15 protein-coding genes and 2 tRNA genes are annotated in these 19,378 nt (G+C 60.3%); 15 read left to right on the top strand and 2 right to left on the bottom strand.

The features are described 5' to 3' along the window. Nucleotides 1-83 precede the first annotated feature (83 nt). From hfq to QOM08_RS02605, 7 genes are all read left to right on the top strand, one after another. Nucleotides 84-344 carry an RNA chaperone Hfq gene (gene hfq, locus QOM08_RS02575; RefSeq protein ID WP_047227310.1) on the top strand — a complete coding sequence of 87 codons (261 nt, stop codon included), beginning with the start codon at nucleotides 84-86 and terminating at the stop codon, nucleotides 342-344. Between the two features lie 12 nt (nucleotides 345-356). Next, on the top strand, nucleotides 357-1,658 hold the full coding sequence (gene hflX / locus QOM08_RS02580) for a ribosome rescue GTPase HflX (protein ID WP_160893732.1): 1,302 nt from the start codon (nucleotides 357-359) through the stop codon (nucleotides 1,656-1,658). 85 nt (nucleotides 1,659-1,743) lie between these two features. Continuing rightward, nucleotides 1,744-2,916 carry an FtsH protease activity modulator HflK gene (hflK, locus tag QOM08_RS02585; RefSeq protein WP_139048559.1) on the top strand — a complete coding sequence of 391 codons (1,173 nt, stop codon included), beginning with the start codon at nucleotides 1,744-1,746 and terminating at the stop codon, nucleotides 2,914-2,916. Beyond that, nucleotides 2,916-3,785: a protease modulator HflC gene (hflC, locus tag QOM08_RS02590; RefSeq protein ID WP_047227313.1), complete on the top strand. Its 870-nt coding sequence runs from the start codon at nucleotides 2,916-2,918 to the stop codon at nucleotides 3,783-3,785. Before hflK ends, hflC begins: the two co-directional genes overlap by 1 nt. 313 nt (nucleotides 3,786-4,098) lie before the next feature. After that, the gene (locus QOM08_RS02595; protein ID WP_047227314.1) at nucleotides 4,099-5,286 is read left to right on the top strand and encodes an ATP phosphoribosyltransferase regulatory subunit; all 1,188 of its coding nucleotides are present in this window, start codon (nucleotides 4,099-4,101) and stop codon (nucleotides 5,284-5,286) included. Between the two features lie 54 nt (nucleotides 5,287-5,340). Then, nucleotides 5,341-6,633: an adenylosuccinate synthase gene (locus QOM08_RS02600; RefSeq protein WP_003186407.1), complete on the top strand. Its 1,293-nt coding sequence runs from the start codon at nucleotides 5,341-5,343 to the stop codon at nucleotides 6,631-6,633. Between the two features lie 150 nt (nucleotides 6,634-6,783). After that, nucleotides 6,784-8,718: a methyl-accepting chemotaxis protein gene (locus tag QOM08_RS02605; protein ID WP_316912527.1), complete on the top strand. Its 1,935-nt coding sequence runs from the start codon at nucleotides 6,784-6,786 to the stop codon at nucleotides 8,716-8,718. Between the two features lie 224 nt (nucleotides 8,719-8,942). Here the strand turns inward: QOM08_RS02605 and QOM08_RS02610 are convergent. Next, nucleotides 8,943-9,029, bottom strand: a tRNA-Leu gene (locus QOM08_RS02610). 175 nt (nucleotides 9,030-9,204) lie between these two features. After that, nucleotides 9,205-9,291 (bottom strand) — tRNA-Leu (locus tag QOM08_RS02615). Nucleotides 9,292-9,517: 226 nt separating this feature from the next. Here QOM08_RS02615 and rnr point away from each other — a divergent pair. The 8 genes from rnr (at nucleotide 9,518) to QOM08_RS02655 (ending at nucleotide 19,370) form a co-directional block, all read left to right on the top strand. Next, nucleotides 9,518-12,136 (top strand): ribonuclease R, encoded by a 2,619-nt coding sequence (gene rnr, locus QOM08_RS02620; protein ID WP_139048557.1) that lies wholly within the window; start codon nucleotides 9,518-9,520, stop codon nucleotides 12,134-12,136. After that, entirely contained in the window at nucleotides 12,133-12,900 is a 768-nt protein-coding gene (gene rlmB / locus QOM08_RS02625) for a 23S rRNA (guanosine(2251)-2'-O)-methyltransferase RlmB (RefSeq protein WP_107321462.1), read from the top strand. Before rnr ends, rlmB begins: the two co-directional genes overlap by 4 nt. Nucleotides 12,901-13,201: 301 nt before the next feature. Continuing rightward, on the top strand, nucleotides 13,202-13,630 hold the full coding sequence (gene rpsF, locus QOM08_RS02630; RefSeq protein ID WP_003186395.1) for a 30S ribosomal protein S6: 429 nt from the start codon (nucleotides 13,202-13,204) through the stop codon (nucleotides 13,628-13,630). A gap of 28 nt (nucleotides 13,631-13,658) precedes the next feature. Then, entirely contained in the window at nucleotides 13,659-13,889 is a 231-nt protein-coding gene (gene rpsR, locus QOM08_RS02635) for a 30S ribosomal protein S18 (protein WP_002551829.1), read from the top strand. A gap of 36 nt (nucleotides 13,890-13,925) precedes the next feature. After that, nucleotides 13,926-14,819 carry a hypothetical protein gene (locus QOM08_RS02640; protein ID WP_047227318.1) on the top strand — a complete coding sequence of 298 codons (894 nt, stop codon included), beginning with the start codon at nucleotides 13,926-13,928 and terminating at the stop codon, nucleotides 14,817-14,819. 18 nt (nucleotides 14,820-14,837) lie between these two features. After that, a complete protein-coding gene (rplI, locus tag QOM08_RS02645; RefSeq protein ID WP_047227319.1) occupies nucleotides 14,838-15,284 on the top strand; it encodes a 50S ribosomal protein L9 in 447 nt (148 codons plus the stop codon). 136 nt (nucleotides 15,285-15,420) lie between these two features. Then, on the top strand, nucleotides 15,421-16,818 hold the full coding sequence (gene dnaB / locus QOM08_RS02650) for a replicative DNA helicase (RefSeq protein WP_027911801.1): 1,398 nt from the start codon (nucleotides 15,421-15,423) through the stop codon (nucleotides 16,816-16,818). Between the two features lie 251 nt (nucleotides 16,819-17,069). Beyond that, entirely contained in the window at nucleotides 17,070-19,370 is a 2,301-nt protein-coding gene (locus tag QOM08_RS02655; RefSeq protein ID WP_047227320.1) for a YgiQ family radical SAM protein, read from the top strand. The last annotated feature ends 8 nt before the right edge of the window (nucleotides 19,371-19,378 follow it).

The raw sequence follows: 19,378 nt of genomic DNA on the forward strand, positions 1-19,378 counted from the left end.
AATTGCCGTCTATCCTTGGGGGTGTGACGGCCCAAGCCATCTGATTCCGATTTTAATTATTGATCCTTAAAGGAGTGCGGCACATGTCAAAAGGGCATTCGCTACAAGACCCTTACTTGAACACTTTACGTAAAGAGAAAGTTGGGGTGTCCATCTATCTGGTCAACGGGATCAAACTGCAAGGCCATATCGAGTCTTTCGACCAGTTCGTCATCCTGTTGAAAAACACCGTCAGCCAGATGGTCTACAAGCACGCGATCTCGACAGTAGTGCCTGTGCGTGCGATTCGTCTGCCTAGCGCAACCGAATCCGAAGCCGGTGACGCTGAACCGGGTAACGCTTGATAGGAGTCTCCTTTGTTCTTTGAGCGCCACGGTGGGGGTGAGCGGGCCATTCTCGTTCACTTGGATGGACAAGACCCTGAGGCGCGCGAAGATCCGCAGGAGTTTCAGGAATTGGCACTTTCGGCCGGCGCCGAGACCGTCGCGTTTTTTAACGTGCCGCGTCATCGGCCAACCGCCAAATACCTGATAGGTAGCGGCAAGGTCGAGGAACTGCGCGACCTGGTCAAAACCGAGCAGGTCGACCTGGTGATTTTCAATCACATCCTCACGCCCAGTCAGGAGCGTAACCTCGAGCGTGTGTTCGAGTGTCGCGTGATCGACCGGACGGGGCTGATTCTCGATATCTTCGCCCAACGCGCCCGCACTCATGAAGGCAAGCTCCAGGTCGAACTGGCCCAGCTTGAGCACATGAGTACGCGCCTGGTTCGTGGCTGGACCCACCTTGAGCGGCAGAAGGGGGGTATCGGTCTGCGCGGTCCGGGTGAGACCCAGCTGGAAACCGACCGGCGCCTGCTGCGGGTTCGCCTGCGCCAGATCAAGGGGCGTCTGGAAAAGGTCCGCAGCCAGCGCGAGCAATCCCGGCGTGGCCGCAAGCGTGCTGATATCCCGACGGTTTCATTGGTGGGTTACACCAACGCCGGCAAATCGACGCTGTTCAATAACGTGACCCAGTCCGATGTCTACGCCGCCGACCAGTTGTTCGCCACGCTCGATCCGACCCTGCGCCGGCTCGATCTGGACGACCTCGGGCCGATTGTGCTGGCCGACACCGTGGGCTTCATTCGGCACCTGCCGCATAAGCTGGTGGAGGCTTTCCGGGCTACGCTCGAAGAGTCGAGCAACTCCGACCTGCTGCTGCACGTGATCGATGCCGCCGAGCCGGACCGGATGCTGCAGATCGAGCAGGTCATGGTGGTGCTGGGCGAGATCGGAGCCCAGGACTTGCCGATCCTCGAGGTATACAACAAACTCGATTTGCTCGAAGGCGTGGAGCCGCAGATCCAGCGTGATGCCGATGGCAAACCGCAGCGGGTCTGGTTATCGGCCCGCGACGGCTCCGGCCTCGACCTGCTCAAGCAGGCAGTGGCGGAGCTGCTGGGCAACGACTTGTTTGTTGGCACGCTGAAGTTGCCGCAACGTTTCGCTCGGCTGCGGGCCCAGTTCTTTGAGCTCGGAGCGGTGCAGAAAGAAGAACACGACGAAGAAGGCGTCTGCCTGCTGGCGGTTCGCCTGCCTCGGGCGGAGCTCAATCGACTGGTCAGTCGCGAAGGGCTGCAGCCGATGGAATTCATCGAGCAACACACTTTGCAATAAAAGCCTGAGAAAGCTGTGTCAGGCATTCTGTAGCATTGGTCGGCGCGCCGTGGGTGCGTCTTTGCTTTATCAGATGGAGAGCGCTATGGCTTGGAATGAGCCGGGTGGCAACTCGAATAATCAGGATCCCTGGGGTGGAAAACGTCGTAACAACGGCGACCGCAAGGGGCCGCCGGATCTCGACGAGGCCTTCCGAAAGCTGCAGGAAAGCCTGAACGGTTTGTTCGGTGGTGGTAAGAAACGCGGTGACGATGGTGGTGGCCGTTCGGGCAAGGGTGGCGGTTATGGCCTGCTCGGCATTGGTCTCGTCGTGCTCGCGGCTGTCTGGCTGTACAGCGCGGTATATGTCGTGGACGAGCAGGAGCAGGCCGTGGTGCTGCGCTTCGGCAAGTACTACGAGACTGTCGGTCCGGGTCTGAACATCTATTTCCCGCCGATCGACAAGAAGTTCATGGAAAACGTCACGCGTGAGCGTGCCTATACCAAGCAGGGCCAGATGCTCACCGAAGACGAGAACATCGTCGAAGTGCCGCTGACCGTGCAATACAAGATTTCCAATCTGCAAGACTTCGTGCTGAACGTCGACCAACCGGAAATCAGCCTGCAGCACGCCACTGAAAGTGCCTTGCGTCATGTGGTGGGCTCTACCGCCATGGATCAGGTGCTGACTGAAGGTCGTGAGTTGATGGCCAGCGAAATCAAGGAGCGCCTGCAAAGGTTCCTCGATACCTATCGCACCGGTATCACCGTTACCCAGGTCAACGTTCAGAGCGCAGCGGCACCGCGTGAAGTCCAGGAAGCCTTCGATGACGTGATCCGTGCCCGTGAAGACGAGCAGCGTTCGCGCAACCAGGCCGAGACCTACGCCAACGGCGTGGTGCCGGAAGCCCGTGGTCAGGCCCAGCGCATCATTGAAGATGCCAACGGTTACCGCGACGAAGTGGTCTCCCGCGCCAAGGGTGAGGCAGATCGCTTCACCAAACTGGTGAGCGAGTATCGCAAGGCGCCTGAAGTCACCCGTGAGCGTCTGTACCTGGACACCATGCAGGAAGTTTTCAGCAACACCAGCAAGGTCCTCGTGACCGGCAACAAGAACGGCCAGAGCAATCTGCTGTACTTGCCGCTGGACAAGATGGTCGAAGGCAGTCGTAAAACCGGCACGCCACCGTCCAGCACGGCAGCGGCCAGCAATGAAGCCAATGCCCGCGCGGCGGCGGAGCAGCAGCAACAGCAAGCACGTACCAGGGAGAGTCGCTGATGAGCAATAAATCGCTGATCGCCCTTATTGTCGGTGTCGTCGTGGCGATCGCTGCCTGGAACTGCTTCTACATCGTGGCTCAGACCGAGCGTGCGGTGTTGCTGCAATTCGGTCGCGTGGTCCAGGCGGATGTCCAGCCGGGCCTGCATGTGAAAGTGCCGTACGTCAACAAGGTGCGTAAGTTCGATGCCCGCCTGATGACACTGGATGCACCGACACAACGCTTCCTGACGCTGGAAAAGAAAGCCGTGATGGTGGACGCCTACGCCAAGTGGCGCGTGAAAGATGCCGAGCGCTTCTACACCGCGACTTCCGGTCTCAAGCAGATTGCCGACGAGCGTCTGTCCCGTCGTCTTGAGTCGGGCCTGCGTGACCAGTTCGGTAAGCGTACGCTGCATGAAGTCGTGTCTGGTGAGCGTGATGCGCTCATGGCCGACATCACTCGTTCGCTGAACGCGATGGCGGAAAAAGAGCTGGGTATCGAAGTTGTCGATGTCCGGGTCAAGGCCATCGACCTGCCCAAGGAAGTGAACCGCAGTGTGTTCGAGCGGATGAGCACCGAGCGTGAGCGTGAAGCTCGCGAGCACCGCGCCAAGGGTAACGAGCTGGCTGAAGGCATCCGTGCCGACGCCGATCGTCAGCGCCGCGTATTGCTGGCCGAAGCCTACCGTGAATCGGAAGAGCTGCGCGGTGACGGTGATGCCCAGGCCGCTGCGATCTACGCCAAGGCCTATGGTCAGGATCAGGAGTTCTACGCGTTCTACCGTAGCCTGCGTGCCTACCGTGAAAGCTTTGCGGACAAATCCGACGTCCTGGTCCTTGACCCAAGCAGCGACTTCTTCCAGTACCTGGAAAAGTCCAAGCCTTGATGCGACGTTGACCTGAAGCACTCCGCCCGGCGGCTAAAGCGTCGGGCGGGGTGATCCTTTGGGAAAACGTGTGTATGATGCGGCAGCCGGGAAATTCCCGGCTTTTTTGCGTCTGCACGTTCGATTGCGGTTTTTGTTGCAGGCGTCGGGTTGAACGGCTCGACAGGTTTTTCGAGGAAAGTGCTTGGCGAGGCCGACTACAGGCCATTCGTCACGTTGCTCATGCGCGGGGTTTGCGCATGGGGCGGGCATTTTCTGCTTCACTCAAGGCTTGCCCGAGGGCTGGCCGCCCGGACCATAGGGGAATGGCGTAATGGCAACGGTAGACCGCTGGCTGCTGCCAGATGGCATCGAAGAAGTACTGCCACCGGAAGCTGCGCGTATTGAAGTAGCGCGTCGGCAGGTGTTGGATCTGTTCCAGAGCTGGGGTTACGAATTCGTCGTTACCCCGCATATCGAGTACCTGGAATCCCTGCTGACCGGCGCGGGCCAGGACCTGGATCTGCGCACTTTCAAGGTTATCGACCCGCAGTCGGGCCGGCAGATGGGCTTTCGTGCCGACATCACGCCGCAAGTGGCACGTATCGACGCCCACACCCTGCGTCGTGAAGGTCCGAGTCGTCTGTGCTACGCCGGCAGTGTGCTGCACGCCCAGCCGCGCGCCCTGTCGTCTTCGCGCAGTCCGATCCAGCTGGGTGCCGAGTTGTATGGCGACGCCAGCCCGAGCAGCGACGTGGAAGTCATCAGCCTGATGCTTGCCATGCTGCAACTGGCCGACGTACCAGATGTCCACATGGACCTGGGCCATGTCGGCATCTATCGTGGCCTGGCGCGTGCGGCCGGTTTGTCCGGCGAAGTGGAGCAGCAGTTGTTCGATGCCTTGCAGCGCAAGGCCATCGATGAAGTGATCAGTCTGACCGAAGGCCTGCCGGCCGATCTGTCCGGCATGTTGCGGGCGCTGGTGGATCTGTGCGGCGGTCGCGAAGTGCTGGCCGCTGCCCGCGAGCGGCTGGCCCATGCGCCGGCACCGGTGCTCGCGGCACTGGACGATTTGCTGGCGATTGCCGAGCGGCTGTCGGTGCGTTTCCCCGAGCTGCCGCTGTATTTCGACCTGGGTGAACTGCGCGGTTATCACTACCACACCGGTGTGGTGTTCGCGGTGTTCGTGCCGGGGGTTGGCCAGTCCATCGCTCAGGGCGGTCGATACGATGATATTGGCGCCGACTTCGGTCGTGCCCGTCCGGCGACCGGCTTCTCTACCGATTTGAAAACCCTGGTGACCCTGGGGCGTGCTGAAGTCGAGCTACCGTCTGGCGGTATCTGGATGCCTGACAGTACGGATGCAGCACTCTGGCAGACGGTCTGCCAGTTGCGCAGTGAGGGTCAGCGTGTCGTCCAGGCCTTGCCTGGGCAGCCTTTGGCCGCCGCCCGTGAAGCGGACTGCGACCGGCAATTGATTCAGCAGAACGGGCTTTGGCAAGTATTGCCGCTGGCTTCTTGAGTTTTCCTGCCGGCCGCGGCCGGCACCAAGTTTGCGCGAATGAGGACAAGTGTTATGGGTAAGAATGTCGTAGTCCTGGGCACCCAGTGGGGTGATGAGGGCAAAGGCAAGATCGTTGATCTGCTGACCGAACATGCTGCCGCCGTAGTGCGCTACCAAGGTGGCCACAACGCAGGTCACACCTTGGTGATCGACGGTGAAAAAACCGTACTGCACCTGATTCCGTCGGGCGTGTTGCGCGAAGGCGTGCAGTGCCTGATCGGCAACGGGGTGGTGGTTGCCCCTGACGCCTTGTTGCGGGAAATCATCAAGCTGGAAGAGAAGGGCGTACCGGTGCGCGAGCGTCTGCGTATCAGCCCGTCCTGCCCGCTGATCCTGTCCTATCACGTTGCGCTGGACCAGGCCCGCGAAAAGGCCCGTGGCGAGCTGAAGATCGGCACCACCGGTCGCGGCATCGGCCCGGCCTACGAAGACAAGGTGGCCCGTCGTGGCCTGCGCATCGGTGACCTGTTTCACCGTGAGCGCTTCGCCGCCAAGCTGGGCGAGTTGCTGGACTACCACAACTTTGTCCTGGTCAATTACTACAAAGAGCCGGCCATCGACTTCCAGAAAACCCTGGATGAGTGCATGGAGTACGCTGAGCTGCTCAAGCCGATGATGCTCGACGTCACTGCCGAGCTGCACGAGCTGCGTCGCGCGGGCAAGGACATCATGTTCGAAGGTGCCCAAGGGTCGCTGCTGGACATCGACCACGGTACCTATCCGTACGTCACCAGTTCCAACACCACTGCCGGCGGCATCGCCACCGGCTCGGGTTTTGGGCCGATGTACCTGGACTACATCCTCGGTATCACCAAGGCGTACACCACTCGCGTCGGTTCGGGTCCGTTCCCGACCGAGCTGTTCGATGATGTTGGTGCGTTCCTGGCCAAGCGTGGTCATGAGTTCGGCGCCACCACCGGCCGTGCACGTCGTTGCGGCTGGTTCGATGCCGTCATCCTGCGTCGCGCCATCGACGTCAACAGTATCTCGGGCCTGTGCCTGACCAAGCTGGACGTACTGGACGGCCTGGAAACCATCAACATCTGCGTGGGCTACAAGAATCAGGACGGCGCGGTCATCGACGCACCGACTGACGCTGACAGCTATATCGGTCTGGAGCCGGTATACGAGCAGATGCCAGGCTGGACTGAGTCGACCGTGGGTGCCAAGACCCTGGAAGAGCTGCCAGTGGCGGCTCGCAATTACATCAAGCGCGTCGAAGAGTTGGTCGGTGCACCGATCGACATTATTTCGACGGGGCCGGACCGCAACGAAACCATCGTTCTGCGTCACCCGTTTGCCTGATAAGTCGTTGATGTAAAACACAAAGGACCCTCGCTTGGGTCCTTTGTCGTTTCTGCCTGCCAGACGGCACGACACTTGCTATACACCATGAATAATAAGTGCTTCTTGTGAAGTGCCATCAAATTAATGGCGTTAGTAGAGGGATTCCCTGTGTCGGCCGTTCTCTCATTGTTACAAAGCCGCCTGTTGCGGCCTGTGTTCGTTACTCTTGGTGTCGCCCTTTTGGTGCAGGTGCTGGTCGCTGTCGCGCTGACGCGAAGCACGGTCACTGCGCTGGAGGCAGATCTGGAGGCGCGGCTCGGCGGCGACAGCCAGAAGTTGTCTGGCGAACTGGAGCAGGCCGGGCGTGAAGTGACGTCGAGCCTGGACAGCTTGTCTGCCAGCACTCGTCAGCGCCTCACCGCCGGTTTATCTACGCGGCTGAAGGATGAGCAGGCACAGTTGCGGGCGACGCTGGAAAAATCGCTCAAGGACTCTGCCAATGATATGGCGCAACTCCTGGCTTCGGTTGCGCCCCGCGCCATGTGGGACAGCGACGTGCCTGCGCTCTCCGAGTTTGCCCGTCGGGCCCAGCGCAATCCCAACGTACTCTTCGTCATTTATGACGACGCCACGGGCCAGCACCTGACTCGCTACCTGAATCGGGAGAACCCGATCAACAAGGCTTTGTTGGAGAAAGGCCAGGGCGACCGGGCGCTGGACAAGGTGTTGGACGCGGCGAAGAACGACCCTTCGGTGTATTACCTTGAGGCCTCGATCAACCCCAACGGCGTAGAGATCGGCAAGGTGTTGATGGGTGTTTCCACGGCCTCCGTTGAAGCTGACTTGAAAGCGTTGGACCAGCGCTTCTCGGCCTTGATCGCCAGTGGCGACCAGTTGGTGGGCGATAGCCTCAAGGGTGCGGCAGCCGACAGCGCCACGGCAATGCGCGGGCGCCTGGAGTCGGCTCAGTCCACCGCGACGCAAATGCAGGCCAACACCGCCACCACCGTGCAGGACGCTGCGGGCACTTTGCGCTGGCGGATCGGTGTGGGTCTGGCGCTGGTGGGGTTTGGCGTGCTGGTGCTGCTGGCTGTGGTGTTGGGGCGGCGAGTGGTCAATCGTTTGAAGCTGTTGATTGCCGCGATGAACGATCTGGCGGCGGGTGAGGGCGACCTGACCAAGCGCGTGCAAATCAGCAGCAAGGACGAAATCGGCGAGATGGCCTCGGCGGTCAATCGTTTTGTGGATAAGTTGCAGCCCATCGTGCGAGAGGCGGGGGATGTGGCCCAGCGCACCGGTGTGGAAATCGGTGCAATGACCTTGCGTAACTCCGGTGCCGATGCGGCGGCCGGAATGCAGCGTGATGAAGTGGCCGAGAGCTTGCGGGCGCTGTCGCAGATGGCCGACGAAGCGCAATCGGAAAGCCAGGCGATGCAGGCTGCCTTGCAGCAGGTAGTGGAGATTCGCAAGGCTACCGACGAAAACACCCGAACCTCGGCCAAGGTCGGTGGTTTGATCGAAGCGCTGGCAGGGCAGGTCGATACGGGGGCAAAAGTCATCGAGCGGCTGGCGCAACAGAGCGAGCAGATCGAAGTGGTGCTCACGGTCATTCACGGCATTGCCGAGCAAACCAACCTGCTGGCTTTGAACGCGGCCATCGAAGCGGCGCGGGCCGGGGAAACCGGGCGCGGGTTCGCAGTGGTGGCCGACGAGGTGCGTGCGCTGGCAAGCAAGACCCAGAGTTCGACCGGCGACATCCAGGCGCATATCGTCGCGCTGCAGCAGGGCGCTCGCGAGGCGGTGGCTGCCATCGGCCAGGCCGGGCGTCAGGCCAGCGAGGGGTTGTTGGTGTTGCGTGACAGCGCGCGCTTGCAGCAGTCGGTACAGACTTCTGTAGAGCAGGTGCATGCGGCCATCGGTCTGGCCACGCAAGCGGCGGCTCACCAGGCGCAAGGTGCGCAAGCGGTGCGTGGGCGGGTGGAAACCATTCATGCCCAGGCCGAGAAAGCGGCTCAGGCTGTGGTCGAGACCACGGCCAGTGGCAAGGTATTGGATAGTCTGGCGGCGCAGTTGAAGGCGAGCCTGGGGCAGTTCCGGGCTTGATGGGCTGGCCTCATCGCGAGCAGGCTCGCTCCCACATTGATCCACTGTGAACAGAGTATCTGTGAGCGCTGGAGATCCCGTGTGGGAGCGAGCCTGCTCGCGATAGCGGTTTCAGTGGCTCAGAGGCATCTTGTCGTCAGCGAATAAATCGCCAACCCCAGAAACGCAAAAACCCGCTTTCGCGGGTTTTTTTGAGTTCAAGGCCGTAACCTTGAAGCTTGAATTGGTGCCCAGAAGAAGACTCGAACTTCCACGACCTTGCGGTCACCAGCACCTGAAGCTGGCGTGTCTACCAATTTCACCATCTGGGCAGCATCTTCAGCGTTGCCGCTGTCGATGTGGCGCACTATACGGAGCGAGTTTTGATCTGTAAACCCCTGTTTTTGTTTTAGTAATTACCAGTCGGATTCCAGGGGCCGAAAATGCAAAAACCCGCTTTCGCGGGTTTTTGGGGAGCTGGCAGATCATTGATCTGTCGCTCGAAATTGGTGCCCAGAAGAAGACTCGAACTTCCACGACCTTGCGGTCACCAGCACCTGAAGCTGGCGTGTCTACCAATTTCACCATCTGGGCAGTATCGGCAACGTGTGTGCGTCGTCGATGGCGCGCACTATACGGAGCGTGTTTTTAACTGTAAACCCCTCACGAGAAAAAAACCGCTAAATTTCACGAGCGGTGCATTTCCGGGCTTCAAGAGGGGTCAAAAGGCTTCAGAAAAAGGCATTGGATGCTTGAAATTTCCCGTTTCATTACGCCTATGCCAAACTAACCCGCATATAGACAAGGTGAAAACTCTCTAATGGCCGATTGGCAGTCCCTCGATCCCGAGGCCGCTCGTGAAGCGGAAAAATACGAAAACCCTATTCCTAGCCGCGAACTGATCCTGGCGCATCTCGCCGATCGGGGTTCGCCTGCTAGCCGCGAGCAACTGGTCGAAGAGTTCGGTCTGACCACCGAAGACCAGCTCGAAGCCCTGCGCCGCCGTCTGCGCGCCATGGAGCGCGATGCGCAGTTGATCTACACCCGGCGCGGCACCTATGCGCCCGTGGACAAGCTTGACCTGATCCTGGGCCGCATCGCCGGTCACCGTGACGGTTTCGGCTTCCTGATCCCGGACGACGGCAGCGACGACCTGTTCATGAGCCCGGCGCAGATGCGTCTGGTGTTCGACGGTGACCGGGCTTTGGCCCGGGTTTCCGGCCTGGACCGCCGCGGCCGCCGTGAAGGCGTGATCGTCGAAGTGGTGTCCCGTGCCCACGAAAGCATCGTCGGCCGTTACTTTGAAGAAGGTGGCATCGGCTTTGTCGTCGCCGACAACCCGAAGATCCAGCAGGAAGTGCTGGTCACCCCGGGCCGCAATGCCAACGCCAAGGTCGGTCAGTTCGTCGAGGTGAAAATCACCCACTGGCCAACCCCGCGCTTCCAGCCCCAGGGCGATGTGGTGGAAGTGGTCGGCAACTACATGGCGCCGGGCATGGAAATCGATGTTGCCTTGCGCACCTACGACATTCCCCACGTCTGGCCCGAAGCGGTCCTGAAAGAAGCCGCCAAGCTCAAACCGGAAGTCGAAGAGAAAGACAAAGAGAAGCGCATCGACCTGCGCCACTTGCCGTTCGTCACCATCGATGGCGAAGACGCCCGGGACTTCGACGACGCGGTCTACTGCGAAGCCAAGCCTGGCAAGCTGCGCCTGTTCTCCGGCGGCTGGAAGTTGTACGTGGCGATTGCCGATGTTTCCAGCTACGTGAAACTCGGCTCGGCGTTGGACGCCGAAGCCCAGGTGCGCGGCAACTCGGTGTATTTCCCCGAGCGCGTCGTACCGATGCTGCCAGAGCAACTGTCCAACGGCCTTTGCTCGCTCAATCCTCACGTCGATCGCCTGGCCATGGTTTGCGAGATGACCATCTCCAAATCCGGCGAGATGACCGACTACTGCTTCTACGAGGCGGTGATCCATTCCCACGCCCGTCTGACCTACAACAAGGTCAGCGCGATGCTGGAAACCCCGAAACTTGCCGAATCGCGCAAGCTTCGTGGCGAATACACCGATGTCGTGCCGCATCTCAAAGAGCTGTACTCGCTCTACAAAGTGCTGCTGGCGGCCCGTCACGTGCGTGGCGCGATCGATTTCGAAACTCAGGAAACCCGGATCATCTTCGGCTCCGAGCGCAAGATCGCCGAGATTCGTCCGACGGTGCGCAACGATGCCCACAAGCTGATCGAGGAATGCATGCTGGCCGCCAACGTCGCCACTGCTGAGTTCCTGAAGAAGCACGAGATTCCTGCGCTGTACCGAGTCCACGATGGCCCGCCGCCGGAGCGCCTGGAAAAACTGCGGGCCTTCCTCGGTGAGCTCGGCCTGTCCTTGCACAAAGGCAAGGACGGTCCGTCGCCCAAGGATTACCAGGCCCTGCTGGCCGGTATCAAGGATCGCCCGGATTTCCACCTGATCCAGACCGTGATGCTGCGCTCGTTGAGCCAGGCGGTATACAGCGCCGATAACCAGGGTCACTTCGGCCTGAATTACGAAGCTTATACCCACTTTACGTCGCCGATCCGTCGTTACCCTGACTTGCTCACGCATCGGGCGATCCGCAGCGTGATCCACTCGAAGATGGACACCCCGCACGTCAAACGTGCCGGTGCGATGACCATTCCCAAGGCGCGCATCTACCCCTACGACGAGGCGGCCCTGGAACAACTCGGCGAGCAATGCTCGATGAGCGAGCGCCGTGCCGATGAAGCGACTCGCGACGTAGTGAACTGGCTCAAGTGCGAGTTCATGAAGGATCGCGTGGGTGAGTCGTTCCCGGGCGTGATCACTGCCGTGACCGGTTTTGGCCTGTTCGTCGAACTGACCGACATCTACGTCGAAGGCCTGGTGCACGTCACCGCGCTGCCGGGCGATTACTACCACTTCGACCCCGTGCATCACCGCTTGGCGGGTGAGCGCACCGGTCGCAGCTTCCGTCTTGGCGATACGGTCGAAGTGCGGGTCATGCGCGTTGATCTCGACGAGCGCAAGATCGACTTCGAGATGGCGGAAAAAACCATCAGCGCGCCGATTGGCCGCAAGAAGCGCGGCACTGAAACTTCTGCGCCTGCGGCCAAGACCGCCGCCGAGCCTGCTGCGGCCAAGTCCGGGCGTCGCGGCCCGGCCAAGGAAAAGGCCGTCGAAGCCTATCGCCCAAGCGATGCGGCGGCAAAAAACGCCGAGCTGCGCAAAAGTCGTGAGATGAAACAGGCGTTGCTCGCCGAAGCCAAGAGCGGCGGTAAAGCGGCGTCTGGGGGAAAGACCGGACGGTCGGCGCCGGACAAGGCGACCGGCAAGCCGAGCAAACACCGTAAAGGCCCGCCGAAAGCGGGCTCGGCCCCAGCCAAGAGCGGCGGGGCGCGTAAACCCAAGGCCAAGTCATGAGTCAGTTGGAAAAAATCTACGGTGTGCATGCCGTGGAAGCGTTGCTGCGTCACCATCCCAAGCGGGTCAAGCAGATCTGGCTGGCGGAAGGCCGCAGTGATCCGCGGGTCCAGACCCTGATCGAGCTGGCTGGCGAGAATCGCGTAGCGGTCGGCCAGGCCGAACGGCGGGAAATGGACGCCTGGGTCGAAGGTGTGCACCAGGGGGTGGTGGCTGAGGTCAGCCCGAGCCAGGTCTGGGGCGAGGCGATGCTCGACGAGTTGCTCGATCGCACCGAAGGCGCGCCATTGTTGCTGGTACTGGATGGCGTGACCGATCCTCACAACCTTGGCGCTTGCCTGCGCTCGGCCGATGCGGCGGGTGCATTGGCGGTGATCGTACCTAAAGACAAGTCGGCGACGTTGACGCCGGTGGTGCGTAAAGTCGCCTGTGGCGCGGCGGAAGTGATCCCGTTGGTGGCCGTGACCAATCTGGCGCGTACCCTGGAGAAACTCCAGCAGCGTGGCCTGTGGGTGGTCGGCACGGCGGGCGAGGCCGAGGTCAGCATTTATGACCAGGACCTGACGGGCCCGACGATCCTGATCATGGGGGCCGAAGGCAAGGGCATGCGGCGCCTGACCCGCGAGCATTGCGACTACCTGGTCAAGCTGCCGATGGCCGGCAGTGTCAGCAGCCTCAACGTTTCGGTCGCGACCGGCGTGTGCCTGTTCGAGGCTCAGCGCCAGCGTAGCGTCAAGGTTGCTGCGGCCGCCAAGAAATCCTGATCCAGTTGTATTCCTGTGGGAGCGAGCCTGCTCGCGATAGCGGAGTGCCGTTCAACGCAAATGTTGAATGGAGCGCCCTCATCGCGAGCAGGCTCGCTCCCACAATGGTTTGTGTGGGTAAACATTGGGGTTGTTCAAATAATCACCAATCACCTTGCGCCGCCCTCGGCCCTTCTCTACAATTGCGCCCCTTGCTGTGATGGCAGGCACTTATGTGTCTAGCGTCCACAAGTCCATAAGTGTCATTCACTCCTTGTCTGACCGTTTTTGAGCGGCAGGCTACAACCCGTAAGGAGCATTCATGCGTCATTACGAAATCATCTTTTTGGTCCACCCGGATCAAAGCGAGCAAGTCGGCGGCATGGTTGAGCGTTACACCAAGCTGATCGAAGAAGACGGCGGCAAAATCCACCGTCTGGAAGATTGGGGCCGTCGTCAACTGGCCTATGCAATCAACAATGTTCACAAGGCTCACTACGTGATGCTGAACGTTGAATGCACCGGCAAGGCCCTGGCCGAGCTGGAAGACAACTTCCGCTACAACGATGCAGTGATCCGTAACCTGGTCATCCGTCGCGAAGAAGCCGTCACCGGCCAATCCGAGATGCTCAAGGCTGAAGAAAACCGCAGTGAGCGCCGTGAGCGTCGCGACCGTCCTGAGCACTCTGACAGCGCCGATGGCGATGACAGCGATAGCGACAGCGACAACAGCGATAACGCTGACGAGTAATCCACGGACCTTTTAAGGAGCCAATCACATGGCACGTTTCTTCCGTCGTCGTAAATTCTGCCGCTTCACCGCTGAAGACGTGAAAGAGATCGATTACAAAGATCTCAACACTCTGAAAGCCTACGTATCCGAGACCGGCAAAATCGTTCCAAGCCGTATCACCGGTACCAAAGCTCGTTATCAGCGTCAGCTGGCCACCGCTATCAAGCGCGCCCGCTTCCTGGCCCTGCTGGCCTACACCGACAGCCACGGCCGCTGAGACCGGGCAGTCGACACGTAGCAAAGGATTGAATGCATGCGCGCCTTAGCTGAGTTCATCATGCGCGGTCGTATGCAGGCCACTCTGGTAGTGGCTGGATGCGCGGCATTGCCGTTGTTGTATTGGTTGGGTGCTGCCGCGGTGAGTCTTGTACTCCTGCGGCGCGGATTGAAGGACGCCCTTGGCGTTCTTGCTCTGGGACTGCTGCCGGCTTTGCTCTGGTGGTTGTATTCCGCTGACCCGCGGGCACTGATGGTGCTGCTGGGGTCTTCGGCGCTGGCGTTGGTGTTGCGCGCAAGCGAATCCTGGAACCGCGTGCTGCTGGTCAGCATAGCGATGGGAGTGGTGTTTTCAGTGGTGCTCGGGGTGGCTTTCGCGCCCCAGATCGAGATGCTGTCGCAGGCTTTGATAAAAATCCTGCCCGAGGCCCTCGGTGATCTCTACCAGCAGATGTCGGTAGAGGAGCAAGCGCGTTTCGCGTCCCTGATCGCACCGGTCCTGACCGGCCTGATTGCGGCCTTGTTACAAATCGTCAGTGTGCTGAGCCTGATTATCGGGCGCTACTGGCAGGCGTTGTTGTACAACCCGGGTGGTTTTGGTCGCGAGTTTCGCGCCATCCGTTTCCCGCTTGGGCTGGCGATGTTGCTGCTGGCGGGCATGCTTCTGGGGCCGAACTTCGGTCCGCAGATGGCCATGCTCACGCCGTTGTGCAGTGTACCGCTGGTATTTGCCGCTCTGGCCCTGATTCACGGGCTGGTGGCGCAAAAGCGACTGGCCAGGTTCTGGCTGGTGGGGTTGTACGTCACGTTGTTGCTGTTCATGCAGCTGATCTATCCGTTGCTGGTGGTCCTGGCCATCGTCGACAGCCTGATTGATTTTCGCGGTCGTATGGCGCCGAAAGACGCCGACAACGCGAACGGTGAAGGTTAAAAGTTAGAGGATTTTCACATGCAACTGATCCTTCTGGAAAAAGTCACCAACCTGGGCAACCTGGGTGACAAAGTAAACGTTAAGGCCGGTTACGGTCGTAACTACCTGCTGCCTTACGGCAAAGCCACCGCTGCGACCGCTGCCAACCTGGCCGCGTTCGAAGAGCGTCGCGCTGAGCTGGAAAAAGCCGCAGCAGACCGTAAGACCTCGGCTGAAAGCCGTGCTGCCCAACTGGCCGAGCTGGAAGTGACCATCACTGCCACCGCTGGCGACGAAGGCAAGCTGTTCGGTTCGATCGGTACTCACGACATCGCTGACGCACTGACCGCCTCTGGCGTTGAAGTGTCGAAGAGCGAAGTTCGTCTGCCGAACGGCACCATCCGCAACGTAGGCGAATTCGACGTAGCCGTGCACCTGCACGCCGAAGTTGAAGCCACCGTACGCGTTGTCGTGGTAGCAGCTTAAGCAATACCTGTCGGCTGGCACCCTCGGGTACTAGTCGGTAACATCGGGCACGATCCTGTTTACAGGTCGTGCCCTTTGTCTTTCTGCAATTGCTGATTTTCAAAACCCCCTGCGTTTCCAAAAGAATCAAGTGGCCATGAACGAAATCACCGCTCCCGAGCAATACGATCTGCAAACCGCAGCCCTGAAGGTGCCTCCGCACTCCATCGAGGCCGAACAGGCCGTGCTCGGTGGTCTGATGCTGGACAACAACGCCTGGGAACGCGTGCTCGATCAAGTATCCGACGGCGATTTCTACCGACATGACCACCGCCTGATTTTCCGTGCCATCGCAAGATTGGCCGATCAGAACATGCCGATCGACGTGGTGACCCTGGCCGAGCAATTGGACAAGGAAGGCCAGACGTCTCAGGTTGGCGGCCTCGGTTACCTGGGTGAGTTGGCAAAAAACACGCCGTCTGTCGCCAACATCAAGGCCTATGCCCAGATCGTGCGCGAACGGGCGACCTTGCGCCAATTGATCGGTATCAGCACCGAAATCGCGGACAGCGCCTTCAACCCGGAAGGCCGAACCGCTGCCGAGATCCTCGATGAAGCGGAACGGCAAATCTTCCAGATCGCCGAGGCCCGGCCAAAAACCGGTGGCCCGGTGAGCGTCAACGATCTGCTGACCAAGGCCATCGACCGCATCGACACCCTGTTCAACACCGACAACGCCATCACCGGCCTGTCCACCGGCTACACCGACCTCGATGAGAAGACCAGCGGCCTGCAGCCATCGGACCTGATCATCGTCGCCGGCCGTCCGTCCATGGGTAAAACCACCTTTGCGATGAACCTGGTGGAAAACGCCGTGCTGCGCAGCGACAAGGCCGTACTGGTGTACTCCCTGGAGATGCCAGGTGAATCGCTGATCATGCGTATGCTCTCGTCCCTGGGACGTATCGACCAGACCAAGGTCCGTTCCGGCCAACTGGAAGATGACGACTGGCCGCGCCTGACTTCGGCGGTCAACCTGCTCAACGACCGCAAGCTGTTCATCGACGATACTGCCGGTATCAGCCCTTCGGAAATGCGCGCCCGGACCCGTCGCCTGGTGCGTGAGCACGGTGATATCGCGCTGATCATGATCGACTACCTGCAGTTGATGCAGATTCCGGGCTCCAGTGGCGACAACCGGACCAACGAGATTTCCGAAATCTCCCGTTCCCTCAAGGCCCTGGCCAAGGAATTCAACTGCCCGGTGGTGGCGCTCTCTCAGTTGAACCGTTCCCTGGAACAGCGCCCCAACAAACGCCCGGTGAACTCCGACTTGCGTGAATCCGGAGCGATCGAGCAGGACGCCGACGTGATCATGTTCGTCTACCGTGACGAGGTGTACCACCCGGAGACGGAGCACAAGGGCATCGCCGAAATCATCATCGGTAAGCAGCGTAACGGCCCGATCGGCTTCATTCGCCTGGCCTTTATTGGTAAATACACCCGATTCGAGAACCTGGCGCCGGGTAGCTACAATTTTGATGATGATGAGTAACCTGTTTGGCTCCTGTGGGAGCGAGCCCCTTCTCCAGAAGGTTGCACTTCCCCTGTGGGAGCGAGCTTGCTCGCGATAGCGGTGTAACCGTCAGCACATGCATTGAATGTGCTGGCCCTTTCGCGAGCAAGCTCGCTCCCACATTTGATGTGCGGTGCGCCACCGATTTCCGACCATAGCCGTCGGAATTGGTTAATTTTTGTGCTATATTCCGCGCCCGCGATTTTTCATCTTTTATACCGGTCATCGACATGCAAGCAGCCAAGCCGTTATTTGACTATCCCAAGTACTGGGCCGAATGTTTCGGCCCCGCGCCGTTCCTGCCCATGAGCAGGGAGGAGATGGATCAGCTCGGCTGGGATTCGTGCGACATCATCATCGTGACCGGTGATGCCTACGTCGATCACCCGTCGTTCGGCATGGCGATCATCGGTCGGCTGCTGGAAGCCCAGGGCTTTCGCGTCGGGATCATTGCCCAGCCAAACTGGCAGTCCAAAGACGACTTCATGAAGCTCGGCGAGCCGAACCTGTTTTTTGGCGTCGCGGCCGGCAACATGGACTCGATGATCAACCGCTACACCGCCGACAAGAAAATCCGTTCCGACGACGCCTACACCCCGGGTGGCATGGCGGGCAAGCGGCCGGACCGTGCGAGCCTGGTCTACAGCCAGCGCTGCAAGGAAGCCTACAAGCATGTGCCGATCGTGCTCGGCGGTATCGAAGCCTCCCTGCGCCGCATCGCCCATTACGATTACTGGCAGGACCGGGTGCGCAACTCGATCCTGATCGACGCCTGCGCCGACATCCTGCTCTACGGCAACGCCGAGCGGGCGATTGTCGAAGTCGCCCAGCGCCTGTCCTATGGCCACAAGATTGAAGACATCACCGATGTCCGTGGCACCGCGTTCATCCGCCGCGACACCCCGCAAGGCTGGTACGAGGTCGATTCCACCCGCATCGACCGCCCGGGCAAGATCGACAAGATCATCAACCCGTATGTGAACACCCAGGACACTGCTGCCTGCGCCATCGAGCAAGAGAAAGGTCCGGTTGAAGACCCGAGCGAAGCCAAGGTCGTGCAGATTCTGGCGAGCCCGCGCATGACTCGCGACAAGACCGTGATTCGTCTGCCGTCGGTGGAAAAGGTTCGTGGCGACGCGGTGCTCTACGCTCACGCCAACCGCGTGCTGCACCTGGAAACCAACCCGGGCAACGCCCGTGCTCTGGTGCAGAAGCATGGTGAAGTCGATGTCTGGTTCAACCCACCCCCCATTCCGATGACCACTGAGGAAATGGACTACGTGTTTGGCATGCCTTACGCGCGTGTTCCGCACCCGGCGTATGGCAAGGAAAAGATCCCGGCCTACGAGATGATCCGTTTCTCGGTGAACATCATGCGTGGCTGCTTTGGCGGCTGCACCTTCTGCTCGATCACCGAGCACGAAGGCCGGATCATTCAGAACCGCTCTGAAGAATCGATCATTCGCGAGATTGAAGAGATCCGCGACAAGGTCCCGGGCTTCACCGGCGTCATTTCCGACCTCGGCGGCCCGACCGCGAACATGTACCGCATTGCCTGCAAGAGCCCGGAAATCGAATCCGCGTGCCGCAAGCCATCCTGTGTGTTCCCCGGTATCTGCCCGAACCTCAATACCGACCATTCTTCGCTCATCCAGCTGTACCGCAGCGCCCGGGCATTGCCTGGGGTGAAGAAGATCCTGATTGCCTCCGGCCTGCGTTACGACCTGGCGGTCGAGTCGCCGGAATACGTCAAGGAACTGGTGACCCACCACGTGGGTGGTTACCTGAAGATCGCCCCGGAACATACCGAGGAAGGTCCGCTCAACCAGATGATGAAACCGGGCATCGGCAGCTATGACAAATTCAAGCGGATGTTCGAGAAGTACACCAAGGAAGCCGGCAAAGAGCAGTACCTGATTCCATACTTCATCGCTGCCCACCCGGGCACCACCGACGAAGACATGATGAACCTGGCGCTGTGGCTCAAGGGCAACGGTTTCCGCGCTGACCAGGTGCAGGCGTTCTATCCGTCGCCGATGGCCACCGCCACGGCCATGTACCATTCGGGCAAGAACCCGCTGCGTAAGGTCACCTACAAGAGCGACGCGGTGACCATCGTCAAGAGCGAGGAGCAGCGCCGCCTGCACAAGGCCTTCTTGCGTTATCACGACCCCAAGGGCTGGCCGATGCTGCGCGAAGCGCTGACCCGCATGGGCCGCGCCGACCTGATCGGGCCGGGCAAGAATCAATTGATTCCGTTGCACCAGCCAGCCACCGACAGCTACCAGAGCGCCCGTCGCAAGAACTCGACGCCGGCTGGCAGCCACAAGGTAGGCAAGGAAACCACCAAGATCCTGACCCAGCACACCGGTCTGCCACCGCGCGCCAGCGACGGCGGCAACCCGTGGGACAAGCGCGAGCAGGCCAAGGCCGCGGCATTCGCCCGCAACCAGCAGGCCGCCAAGGAGCGCAAGGACGCCGCCAAGGGCAAAGGGCCGAAACCGGCGCGCAAGCCAGTCGTACCGCGCTGATCGCCAAG

This window comes from Pseudomonas sp. P105 (assembly GCF_032614175.1).
Taxonomy (GTDB): Bacteria; Pseudomonadota; Gammaproteobacteria; order Pseudomonadales; family Pseudomonadaceae; genus Aquipseudomonas; species Aquipseudomonas rhizophila.